This window comes from Nostoc sp. DSM 114160, assembly GCF_053470305.1.
Window position 1 is genome coordinate 1,670,052 of record NZ_JBPFGO010000001.1, and the last position, 13,630, is coordinate 1,683,681.

The 13,630-nt window shown below is 40.9% G+C and carries 3 protein-coding genes; 1 reads left to right on the forward strand and 2 read right to left on the reverse strand.

The annotated features are described in order from the left end of the window. Positions 1 to 2: 2 nt before the first annotated feature. Entirely contained in the window at positions 3 to 4,805 is a 4,803-nt protein-coding gene (locus tag NSTCB13_RS07735) for an SDR family NAD(P)-dependent oxidoreductase (protein ID WP_448271862.1), read from the reverse strand. Continuing rightward, positions 4,798 to 10,134, reverse strand: coding sequence for an amino acid adenylation domain-containing protein (locus tag NSTCB13_RS07740; RefSeq protein ID WP_448271863.1), 5,337 nt, complete (start codon positions 10,132 to 10,134; stop codon positions 4,798 to 4,800). The genes NSTCB13_RS07735 and NSTCB13_RS07740 overlap by 8 nt, the downstream gene beginning before the upstream one ends. A 726-nt stretch (positions 10,135 to 10,860) precedes the next feature. Here NSTCB13_RS07740 and NSTCB13_RS07745 point away from each other — a divergent pair. Next, the gene (locus tag NSTCB13_RS07745; protein ID WP_448271864.1) at positions 10,861 to 13,569 is read left to right on the forward strand and encodes a TonB-dependent siderophore receptor; all 2,709 of its coding nucleotides are present in this window, start codon (positions 10,861 to 10,863) and stop codon (positions 13,567 to 13,569) included. The last annotated feature ends 61 nt before the right edge of the window (positions 13,570 to 13,630 follow it).

Genomic DNA, 13,630 nt, shown 5'->3' on the forward strand with positions numbered 1-13,630 from the left:
TTTTATAGAGCACCCTTCTGTTTCATTCTTTTTTCTCTTCGTCTTTGCCCCCGTCCGCTCCTTTCTTCCATAGGTTTGTCAGCCTGTTCCATATTTAAAGCTTTGCTCAAAGAACTGACTGTTGGACTTTCATAAAGACTGACTACAGGAATTTCTATATGTAATTCTTTACTTAATTGCGAAATAACTTGAACACCTACTAGAGAGTCGCCACCGAGTTCAAAAAAATTGTCGTGGATACCTACTAAGTCAATACCAAGTAGTTTTTGCCAAACATCTGCAATTGTTTGCTCAGTTTTATTTCTAGGAGCAAAATAAGCATTACTTAACTGAGGTCGTTGATGTACGGATTTAGACTGGTTAGCCTTGCCTAAAGATTCCAAAAGAGCTTGGGCATTAAAATTGCGATCGCGTTCAATAATAGTTGCCAAATCTTCAGTCGATACTGCGACTCGAGGGACTGCACTGTTGAGAATATGTTTAAAGACTTTTATCCCTTCCGAAGGTAATAAAGCATCCATTAATAGGGATTGAGCATCAGAAATATCTTGTTTATTAACTAATCGCTTCACCGCCTCTACTGACATCCCAACATCTTGCCAATCAGTCCAGTTAATAGAAACTGTAAATGTCCGATCTCGATTGGTTTTATGATAAGCAAAAGCGTCAAGAAACTCATTGGCAGCACAATAGCCAACTTCACTAAATTTCTTTCTATAAATAATCGAGCTAAGAGATGAACAAAGAATTAAAAAATCTAACTTAACATCTTTCAAAAGGTTATCTAATACTAGTGTACCCTTGACTTTAGGGGCCATAATATTTTCTGTCATCTCTCGCGTTCTTCGAGAAATCACACCTGCATAATCCGCAATTCCTGCACAATGAAGAACACCATTGATTTGGCCAAACTGTTTCTGGATTTTTGCGATCGCTTCTTGCATCTGTTCAAGGTTAGCCACATCAGCGCTCAGTACTAAAACTTCTGCACCTAGTTCTTCAAGTTCCTTTACTTTCAAAATTTTACTACTGATACGATCTTGGCGATCGTTAGTAGCTAGCCATTGTTCCCACTCTTGTCTAGCAGGAAAAGCTGAACGCCCGATCAAAACTAGTTTGGCTTGTACCGCCTTCGCTAGGTGTGACGCTAGAGCAAGTCCAATACCTCCGAGTCCACCTGTGATTAAATACACTCCTCCTTGCCTTAATCGCGATCTTCCTCCCTCTGCTTCTTCCAATCGGACTGGTTCAAAGGTTTGCACCCAGCGATGAAAACCACGATAGGCAACAACTATATCGGAGGATTGTATTTGTAGCTCATTCACCAGCTGATTTACAAGTTTCTCTTGTTGCCAACTTACTTCTTTTGGAATCACAACATCAATGCTACGACAGTTGATATTTGGATATTCTTGAGGAATGATCTTAACAGTTCCTAATAGAGTCGCCTTTTCTGGGCATAGCGGTTCTTCTCCAGTCACTGAGTGTATATTGTTGGAAATGACCGTTATTTGCAGCTCATCTGTAATTCGCTGTTTTCCAAGTGCTTGAGCTAAAAACAGCAGACTATAAAAACCTTTTTCTTGGGCTTCATCAACTCCTGCGATTCCAGATTGAATCCGATCGACAGAAGTCACACTCCATAAATGAACAATCGTTTTTGGGATCTTATCTTGTGCTACGAGATCATTGAGCAGGGCATCATAGTCTTTACGTTGTCTAGGATTAAGGCTATATGCACGCTCATTCAACTTAATAAACTTTGACCCCACCTTCACTATAATTACATCCTGACCATCAAGCTGAAGTCGTTTAACCAGTTCTTCTGCCAAACCGCACTCATCGAGAAACACAAGAGTGCAAGACTTCTGAGCGATCGATTCCTTCTGCTTTAACAGTACAGCAGGTATAGATTGTTTCCATAAAGGTAAATAGAACCAATCGGCAATATCTGGCTTTTTGCCAAATGACACAGGTTTAGCACTGTTGTCCTGTCTGTATTTATAGTCTTCAATCCAATAACTCTGCCGCTCAAAGGGATATGTTGGTAGTGGGAGACGATGACGGTGTTCGTGGGCGTAAAATCCTGACCAATTTACCTGTACTCCATATAACCAGAGTTTGCCGAGTGTGTTCAGTAAAAATCCTATATCTGACTGTTTTTCTTGAGGATGTCGTAATGAACAGAGTGCTGGAGTATCTGAATGCTTTTTAACAAAAGTACACAAGCTGCTTCCTGGCCCCACTTCTAGCATGATGCAATTTGCCTCTTGCTGCAACGCAGAGATGCCGGCTGCAAACTGCACTGTTTGGCGTAAATGTCTTGCCCAGTAATCGGGATCTGTGGCTTCTTCTGCTGTTATCCAAGTTCCTGTGACGTTAGAGATAAAAGGAATCTGCGGCGGATTTAGTTTGACTTTTTTAACTTCTTTGATGAATGGCTCAATCATAGGTTCCATCATCGCAGAATGAAAGGCGTGGGAAGTATGCAAACGCCGACACTCTACACCTAATGCTGTAAGTTGCTTATGAATCGTGTCTACAGCATTATGGGTTCCTGAAACTACGCACAAACGAGGAGCATTGCTGGCGGCTAAAGATAAATTTTCATTTAGTAAAGTTTTTATCTCTGCTTCTGTTTGTGAAACCGAAAGCATAGCACCTGCTGGAAGTTGCTGCATCAGTCGTCCACGGATAGCTACTATTGCCAAAGCATCTTCTAGGGAAAATACACCAGCAAGGCAAGCTGCTACATATTCCCCTATGCTATGACCAATCATTGTTTGGGGAGAAATGCCCCATGAGATCCACAATTTAGCGAGAGCATATTCTATAACAAATAATGCAGGCTGAGTAATATCAGTTTGTTGCAGTTTCTCTGCTGCGGCTTTTGACTCAGACTCGTTGGGATAAATCAGCGATACTCCTGCGGAGTCATTTCGTGAACGCAAATCCAACCCTAGATGGGGTTGCAGCAATTGACAGCACAAATCAATCTGTTGTTGAAAAATCGGTTCAGTTTGGTAAAGTTCTTTAGCCATGTCCACATATTGAGCGCCTTGTCCAGGAAACATGAAGACGATGGGGCGATACTTCTGCGGAGTAACTTCTCTACGAGAGGCTGCGCCAACGTGAATGCCACTTTCAACTAAGCGAGTGAAAACTCGTTCTGGATCTTCTAACTGCAAAGCGCTGACTGCATCCTCGATATCTTCACACACCAGCACGCGACGATGATTGAACTCAGCACGCCCCACTTGCAATGTATAAGCTATATCTGCAAGATTAAGTTCTGGGTGCTGTTGCAGGTGATTAGCCAAATTTGCAGTTGCTGTCTCTAAAGCAGAGCTAGTTTTTGCAGAAACTACCAGCAATTGATACTTTCTCCCCTGCTCCCCTGCCCCTCGGTCACTGAGCGACTTGCCTTGAGCGAAGTCGAAAGGAGCCGTTCGCGCAGCGTCTCGTAGAGAAGGGCTGCTCCCCTGCTCTCCTCCAGGAGCTTCTTCTAAAATAATATGAGCATTAGTCCCACCTATACCCAAGGAACTCACACCAGCACGACGAGGAGTACTTCCTGTTTTCCATTCTGCTAGCTTTGCATTGATATAAAAGGGGCTGTTGGCAAAATCTATCTGGGGATTTGGCTGCTCAAAATTCAAGCTTGCTGGTATCTGCTTGTGTTTCAGGGCTAAAACTGTTTTAATCAGTCCGGCAATCCCAGATGCTGCATCTAGATGACCAATGTTTGTTTTCACTGAACCGACGGCACAAAAGCCTTTTTTGGTGGTACTGCGACAAAAAGCTTGAGAGAGGGCAGCAATTTCAATCGGATCGCCTAAAGCTGTACCAGTACCATGAGCTTCAATATAGTTGATTGTCTCAGGCTCAACTCCCGCCAGCATCATCGCTTCAGCAATCACCTCTGCTTGACCATTGACGCTAGGCGCACTATAGCCAACTTTACCAGAACCATCGTTATTGATTGCTGAACCTTTAATTACAGCATGGATACAATCACCATCTGCTAGAGCATCGCTCAATCGTTTGAGGACAACAACTCCTACACCATTACCAATAGTCGTTCCCTGTGCTTTGGCATCAAAAGCACGACAATGACCATCAGGAGATAGTGTTCCTCCCGATTCATGCAAATAACCTGTTTTCTGGGGTACGTGAATAGAAACTCCACCAGCTAAAGCCATATCACACTGATAATTCAACAAACTTTGACAAGCAAGTGTTGTTGCAACTAATGAGGTGGAACAAGCTGTTTGGATCGTAATACTTGGGCCTGTGAGATTTAATTTGTAAGAAACACGAGTAGTCAGAAAATCTTTATCATTACCAATTAATGTTTGATAACATTGCGCTGATCCTATGGGATCGCGGTTTAAATCTAATGAATAATAGTTATTTAGGCTAGCACCAGCGTAAACTCCGATACGACTATCATATCTATTGGAATCATAGCCAGCATTTTCTAATGCTTCCCAAGCACACTCTAAAAAAATCCGGTTTTGGGGGTTAGTAACTTCTGCTTCTTTGGCATTAAAACTAAAAAATGCAGCGTCAAATAAATCGATATTTTCTAATATGGCACTAGACTTTACATAATTGCGATCGCTGAGTGTAACGGAATCGATACCGTCAGATACTATCTCTTCATTTGTGAAGATAGAAATTGACTCTACACCAGATTGCAAATTCTGCCAAAATTCGTCAATATTTTTAGCACCAGGAAAACGCCCTGCCATCCCAACAATGGCAATGCCTTCTACAGCATCATTATGTATAGTGCTAATCATAAATCTTTTTACCTTGCTTACTCAATTGTTGTTTTTGGCGATTTATAGCCTCAATTTGCTTATTCACGCGATCGCGTGTTCCTGTAAAAGAAAGCTGTCGCTGTTGACTTAAATATTGCGCCAGTGAGTAAATAGTCGGATTCTGAAACATTTCTACAACTGATATGTTTCGCTGCAAAATTGCCCGCAGTTTATAATTAACCTGAATCATCAATAGTGAATGCCCACCAAGATCAAAGAAATTATCATGAATACCCACTCGATCGAGATGTAACACCTCTTGCCAAAGCTGTGCTATCTGCTGTTCCATTTCCGACTGGGGTACTTCATAAGTAGTCGTCAATGTTGGACGCAAGTCTTCTGGTACAGGTAAAGCACGACGGTTTACTTTTCCGTTAGGCAAAAGTGGTAAGGTGTCTAGAAAGATAAAAACACCAGGAACCATATATTCCGGTAACAGTTCTTTGAGATAACTTCGCAGTTCACTAGTTGTAAGTGTTTCGTCTGGTAAAAGAACAATATAAGCCACCAATTGTTGAATACGTGGTTTATCTTCTCGCGCCAAAACTACAATTTTCTGCACTGCTGGATGTTTGAGTAATGCATTCTCAATTTCACCCAACTCAATCCGAAATCCTCTAATCTTAACTTGACGATCGATTCGCCCCAAGTACTCTAAATTTCCATCAAGTAAATAACGAGCTAAATCTCCAGTTTTATATAACCGTGATTCAAGTTTATTATTGAACGGATTAGATATAAACCGCTCTTTTGTTAACTCTGGTCGGTTTAAATAGCCTCTAGCTAAACCAGCACCACCAATATAAATTTCTCCTGGGATACCAATTGGTACTGGTTGTAACTTAGTATCAAGTAAATAAATTTGTGTATTGGCAATTGGACGACCGATAATTACGTTGCTATCTCTATTTACTTGAGCAAACGTGGAATAGGTTGTATCTTCAGACGGACCGTAAAGATTAAAAACTTTCTGAATACGATCGTTTTGATAAATCTGTTCCACAAGTTGATTTTGCAGTGGTTCACCGGCAAGATTAACCGTTCTGACTGAAGGAAGTAAACCATCTACTTGCAGTAATTCTGCAATGATGCTTGGGACTGTATTAACCAAGCTTACCTCAGCAACCAATGAGGGTAAGTGTAAAGCATTTTCTACAAGAATTACTTTACCACCCCAACTGAGAGGAGCAAACAGTTCAAATACTGATAAATCAAAGCAAATAGAGGTTGATGCTAAAACTCCAGCAAGATCGTCATCTGTAAAAACTTCTCTTGACCATGTTAATAAAGCAACACAACTTTCATGGGCGATCGCCACACCTTTTGGTACACCAGTAGAACCCGAAGTATAGATGACATAAGCTAGGTGATTGGATTTTACTTCACTAAACAGATTTTCTCTGCTCTGTTGGGTAAGTAATTGTGAATCTCTATCAATACAGACAATATGCACATTCGATTTGGCAAACAATTCAACTAGATGGCTTTGAGTCAGCAGCACCTTGGTCTGACTATCTTCTACCATGAAAGCTAAGCGTTCCTGGGGATAGGCTGGATCTAGTGGTACATAAGCCCCACCTGCTTTTAAAATAGCTAACAATGCAATCAGCATTTCTGGGCTGCGTTTCATGCAGACACCTACAATTACTTCTGGCTTCACCCCTAGTTTTTGTAAGTAATGTGCTAGTTGATTAGCTTGGTCGTTTAACTCCTGGTAGGTTAATTTTTGGTTTTCAAAAATAACAGCAATATTAGATGGCGTTTTGTTTACCTGTGCTTCAAACAGTTGATGAATACATTTATCTTGTGGGTAATCTGTCTCGGTATTATTCCACTCAACTAATAATTGCTGTACTTCAGATGGTGTCAGGAGTTGCAAGTTTGCGATGCGTTGTTCGGGATTGCTAACTATACTTTCCAATAAAGTCTGGAAATGTACTAGCATTCGAGCGATAGTATCTGCATTAAATAAATCTGTGTTGTACTCACAAGTTGCAACCAACCCTTGCTCGTCATCCTCCATAAATAATGTCAAATCAAACTTTGATGTCCCGTTGTAACCCTCCTGACAAGTAACAGAGACATCTGACAGTCTGGGATTTGATATTGGCACATTCTGAAGAACGAACATTACTTGAAATAGTGGATTGTAACTCAAGTCTCTATTTGGCTGTATTTCTTCTACTAATTTCTCAAAAGGTAAGTCTTGATGAATGTATGCCTCTAAAGCTGTTGACTTTATCCGCGCTAGTAACTCCTGAAAACTCAGGTCGCCAGAAAGGTCTGTACGTAGTACTAAAACATTGACAAAAAAACCTATTAATGATTTAGTTTCTGCTCTGTTACGATTAGCTATTGGCGAACCTACTACAATATCAGTCTGACCAGTGTAACGATACAGCAACGTTTTAAAGGCTGTAAGCAAGGTCATAAACAGAGTTACTCCCAAATGACGGCTCAAATTCTTTAGCTCTTTTGTCAGAGTTTGAGAAAGAACTAGTTTCCCTTGAGCGCCTTTGAATTTTTGAACTGGCGATGTCCGATCGGAAGAAGCAAAGCTTCTACGCGGACGGTCAGTTGGTAAATTTAGTATAGGTAGCTGACCTTGCAACTTTTGTTTCCAATAAGTCAATAAAGATTGAATCCGATCGCAATCAAGCCATTGTCGTTGCCAATTGACATAATCTTGATACTGAATGGGTAATTCAGGAAGCGCCGGGAGTTTGCTCGTGGAGAATGCTTTATATAGTGCAGCTAGTTCTTCGATCAGAATACCGATAGACCAACCATCTGCAATTATATGATGTAGAGTGACAATTAAATGATAATTTTTATCACTTAATTGTAAAACTTTAGCACGCAAAAGCGATTGAGTAGCTAAATCAAATGCCTGCTGTGCAAATTCCGTAGCTAAATGTTGCGCTTCTTGAGGGCGTTCTCTTTCTAAAAATGAACGCAAATCCTCAACCGCCAAAGTTAAAGGTGGCGCTTGATTTATAACTTGGGCTGGTTGTCCATCAACTACTGTAAAGCTCGTCCGTAATACTTCGTGTCGTCTAATTATTTCGTTAAGACTATCTTGTAAAATTGCTAAATTAATGCAGCCTTTTAAGTTAATAACTATAGGAATGTTATATTCAGGACTATCGGGAGTTAGCTGATTAATAAACCATAATCCCTGCTGGCCAAAAGATAGAGGCTGAACGGATGTATTTTTATCTTGTTTGGTAAGGGATATTGACGGTAGTGCATCTGTTGTCAGTTGAGCGAGGATCTTTGTAGCTAGCGATCGCGTACTCATCCCTGCAAAGAAGTCTGCTACCGATACTTCTACCTCTAAATCAATCTCAACCCGGTTTTTCAATTCAAACACTTTTAAAGAATCAAGCCCCAGAACGCTTAATGGTTCATCAGGACTGATATCATCTGGTGCGATCGCCAGTACTCTCGCTTCTTGTTCAATCAGATAGATTTCTAAAAGCCGTTGACATTCCCTTGGAGAAAGCGCTAAAAGTTCGGAACGCTGTAATCGAGTTTCCTCTGTGACAATATTGCTAATTTTAAGAATATTACTGACAACGATATTCAATTCACCATTCTGAAACTGAGCGCGAGTTGCACGACGTTGAATTTTACCGCTAGAAGTTTTGAGAATACTACCTGGTTTAATCAAAACCACAGCATAAACTTGTACTTCATGTTCTTCTGTAACAGCTTGGCGAATTGCAGATATAACTTCTGCTAAATTTGGCTTGGCGCGAAACTTCAATTCTTGGACGATTACCAGCCGTTCTTCGTTGTTAACTTCGACTGTAAATGCTGCGCTAGCACCAGAATTTAAAGATGGATGACTGCGTTCTGCGGTTAATTCTATATCCTGTGGGTAAAGATTTCGACCGCGAATAATAATTAAATCTTTGGCTCTACCTGTAATGAAAAGCTCGTTATTTTGTAAAAACCCTAAATCTCCCGTCCGCAGAAAAGGGCCTACACCTGTATCTGATAGATAAGCATGGAAAGTTTCTGCTGTCTCTTGATAACGATTCCAATAACCTTGGCCAACACTCGGCCCAGATACCCAGATTTCCCCAATTTCATCAGGTTTACAACTACTGAGGGTTTCAGGATTAGCGATCGCCACTTCCAGTTGTGGTATAACTCGACCACAACTGACGAAATGATAGACATTCTCATCCTTAACAGATGATTCAACTACCCGATTCAATTCTAATGCAGGTTTTTGGACTGTCTTGATAATCGGTGATGTTGTCTTCTGCACACCAGAAACCATCAGAGTTGTTTCAGCCATTCCGTAACAAGGGTAGAATGCCTCTTTACGGAAGCCACAATCGGCAAAAGCTGCTGCAAACCGCTCTAGAGTATCATCCCGAATCGGTTCCGCGCCGTTAAATGCCACACTCCAACTACTCAAGTCAAGAGTCTTTTTTTGTTCGGAAGTAATTTTTTGAGTACATAACTCATAAGCAAAATTCGGGCCACCACTGGTTGTCCCTTGGTAATGAGAAATAGCTTGTAACCAACGATAAGGACGTTGGAGAAAGGAAGTTGGAGGGATGATAATGCAAGGAAAACCTCCATACAAAGGTTGCAATATTCCCCCAATCAGACCCATATCATGGTACATCGGCAACCACGTCACGAACTTACTTTCTGGAGAATGCTCCATAAATTGGTAAGTTGTGTCAGCATTGTGCAGTAGGTTTCCATGACTAATCATTACACCCTTTGGTGTCCCTGTAGAACCAGAGGTGTATTGCAGAAAAGCTAAGGTATCTCGATCGATAGAGGGTTCTTGCCAAGCATCTTCTATTCCCAGAGCAAGATTATCAGTAGTTAGCCACTGTAAAGACTCTAAGCCAGTCTTTTCTGACATTAAAGACCGCACTGTAGGCAGGATTTCTGTTGTAGTGAGAGCGATCGCTGCTTGTGCATCTCGAGAAATAGCTTTTATTCTCGGTGTGTTGCGCTGATTTCGAGGGGGATATGCCGTTACAGCCACAACTCCGGCATATAAACAACCGAAAAAAGCAACCAAAAAATCTAGTCCGGCTGGATAAAGTAGTAAGGCGCGTTCTCCAGTCAAACCCAATGCTTGTAATTGAGCAGCTATTCGACGCGATCGCCTATCCAATTCTTGATAGGTTAGCGTTGTTTGTTCTGTTTCCCCATCCAGCAAGAAGGTAAAAGCATCTCTGTTTGGCTGGGTAGAGCTTCTTAAGCGCAGTAAATCAACAAATGTAGAACCACTGCCACAAGCTTCAAGGAACCGATGAGAATATTGATTCATTTTGATTTTCAACTAGATACAACCCTGATACACTGCTGCTCTTTTTCTCGCTCTGACTAGAGAAAAATAAAAAGGAAATCGTTAATTAATTCAGCCAATTACTTAAAATTGTTTAAATCCTAATTAATGATTAGTGATTTTCTGGGAGCAATATCTAGCTTATTGCGAGTAATTTTTATTTATCTTCAGATTACACTAACGAGAATGAGTAGCTTTAGCAATAGACTAAGTATAGAAAGTTAATATCAACAAAAATACATTATATAAGTTTTATTTATGCTCTACTATTTATATCTGTAGATAGATGATAAATCTAAAAACGTCACTGGTAGACTGAAAATTATGGGAAAATAAATATTTCATGACAAAATAAAAATGACCAATACCCGATCTTCAGGTTAAAATTCCACGAGCGATCGCCCGCAACCACCCGACGAAAACTAACTTGTCCTTCATTCCTAATTTTTAGTTCCCAATCCCATTTTCAAGGCAGAAAAGTAGTTTTAGCTGCCAATACAATCTCTGATTATATATCAAGCAAATAAGCAGCTTGAAAATTATTGTTTAGTATCCATAGCTAAATGAAAAAAACTATTAATTATCTTGTGTGTTGCATCGCTTCATAATATGATTCAAATAATTTCAATTTAAATGATAATATTTCTCAGAGATTGCCATTGTGTCTTTAGGTACAACCAAGTAGTGTGATTGAGTGTAAGCGGATAAATGAAGTTAGATAAATTGTTTCAAGGCCTGCTGCTGACAGGTACGGTTGTTCTTTGTATCAGCACTCCTTCTAAAGGCGAGGAAGTACGAGAAGATGTTCAAGGCAAATCTTTTACCCAAGTGATAGGGAAATCTACTTCACCCCAAACAGCACCTGGTAAAGCAAGTAAAAACATTCTCCAACTCAGCGAAATCAAACTTCCCGCAACTAGCGCTCAAATGCTAGTACAGACACCAACACCAACCAACCCCCCAAATTTAGAACAAAGAAGTGGGGATCGAGTTGTACCAATCATAGGAGTTAAAGCCAATCCTACAGACAAAGGTGTGGAGTTGATTTTAGAGACGACTCGTGGGGAAGAACTACAAGTTAAAAATCTCAGTACGGGTAATAATTTTATTGCAGATATACCTGGCGCACAGTTGCGTTTAGCATCGGGAGAAGCTTTTATATTTCGTTCAGAAAAACCACTTGCAGAAATTACTGAGATAACAGTTACAAATGTTGATGCCAATACTGTCCGAGTGACGGTGGTGGGTGAAAAAAGTTTACCCACAGTTGAGTTATTCGATGATAATACAGGGCTGGTGTTTGGTATAAATTCTGCGGCAATAGCAACTTTTCCACCGCAGCAACCCCAAACACCACAAGATCAACAAAAGCCAGCAAGCGAGACACCGCAGCAAGAACCAACAGCACAGCAGGATGAGCCAATTGAGTTGTTGGTGACGGGGGAGCAAGATACGTATAACGCATCAGAAACGTCAACTGCTACTAAAACCGACACGCCATTGCGCGATATTCCCCAATCGATTCAGGTGGTGCCGCGACAGGTGCTAGAAGATCGCAAGGTAAGAAGTTTAAAAGAGGCAGTGGAAACAGTCAGTGGCGTTGTTGATGCAGGAAGCAACTTCGGTGCGCCTTCAGGAGGCAGAATCATCAGAGGATTTGTGCAGCTCGGGAATTTCCGCAATGGCTATCGAGATACAGGTTACAATAATGATAGCTTTTCGCTGACAGGCATTGGGACGATCGAACAAGTAGAGGTTCTCAAAGGCCCCGCTTCAGTTCTATTTGGTGCTGTAGAACCGGGTGGAATCGTCAATGTTATTACCAAACAACCTTTGAGTGAACCCTACTACAGTCTCGGATTTGAAGCGGGGAATTTTGGCTATTATCAGCCCAGCATCGACTTCTCAGGGCCATTAAATGCCGATAAAACTGTACTCTATCGGTTTATTGCTAACTATCAAAATTCGGAGGGGTTTCAAGATTCCGTCAACACAAATATAACCACGATCGCACCCTCAATCAGTTTGAAATTGGGCGATCGAACAGACCTGAATCTATACTATGAATACACTAACTATAATGGATATCCGAATCAGTCTGGTAGTTGGTTTTTCAGTGATGGTAGCTTCCTGCCTCGGAATCTCTTTCTCGGCTATCCTGATTTAACCTTTATTGATGCCAAGACTCAAAAATTTGGCTACATCCTGAATCAAAAGTTGAGCAACAACTGGCAGATTCGTAACAATTTTTCAGTGGCTACTACTAGAACTAGAGACGCATTTGCTGGAGGATTAGATATAGTAGACGATAGTTCGCTAGTAGGTATTAACGCTGAAAGACGTGGATACTCAATAGATAATTATTTTGGACAGATCGACTTGCTGGGAAAGTTTAAGACGGGATCGATTTCGCACCAACTTTTAGTGGGTTTTGATTTTAATCGCAATGTTCAGACTTTTGAGGCTTTGATTTCCGATTCGCCTCTTCCCAATCTAGATATCTTCAACCCAGATTACAATATTTCAAATCCCACATATATTCCAAATTATAGTTTCGATTCATCTACCCAATCTTACGGTGCTTACCTTCAGGATCAAGTTAGTATTTTAGACAATCTAAAGCTATTAATTGGCGGGCGCTTAGATTGGGTTTCACAAAATCAGACAAATAGCGGAATTGATTCTCCCGAACAAAATGATAGTGCTTTCAGCCCCCGAGTTGGGTTGGTGTATCAGCCGAGTAAATCGGTTTCTCTCTACACCAGCTATAGTCAATCTTTTCTTCCTACCTCTGGATTCAATCCTGATAATAGAGCGTTTAAGCCGACCAAAGGAACCCAATATGAAGCAGGCATTAAAACTGATTTTCTAGACGGAAAGCTTTCAACAACATTGGCAGTCTATCAAATCACCAAGACGAATGTTACAATACCGGATCAAAATAACCGTGATTTCCAGATTCAAGTAGGCGAGCAAAGGAGTCGAGGGATTGAGTTAGATGTCGCGGGTGAGATTCTACCAGGGTGGAAAGTGATCGGTTCTTATGCCTATACTGATGCAGAAGTTACCGAGGATATTGATATTTCTGTAGGTAATAAATTGCTGGGTGTGCCAGAAAATCAAGCTAGCCTCTGGACAACTTATGAAATCCAGAAGGGCAATCTCAAAGGTTTGGGATTTGGTTTAGGGCTTTTTTATGTGGGTGAGCGGGCGGCACTTTCAGACAACTCGGTTGAATTACCCAATTACTTGCGTACTGATGCGGCGATTTTCTACCGTAGAGATCGCTTTAACGCTGCGATGAATATTCGTAATCTATTTGATACGGACTATTTCAGTTCTACCTACGGTTACACTTTAGGTCTTGAAAGAGGCGCACCCTTTACAATCATCGGCTCTATTCGTTGGGAGCTTTAACTCGCTGTTGTGTTGGTAATCGGTTGGACAACGTGTTGCAATTATTCTATTGATACTTATC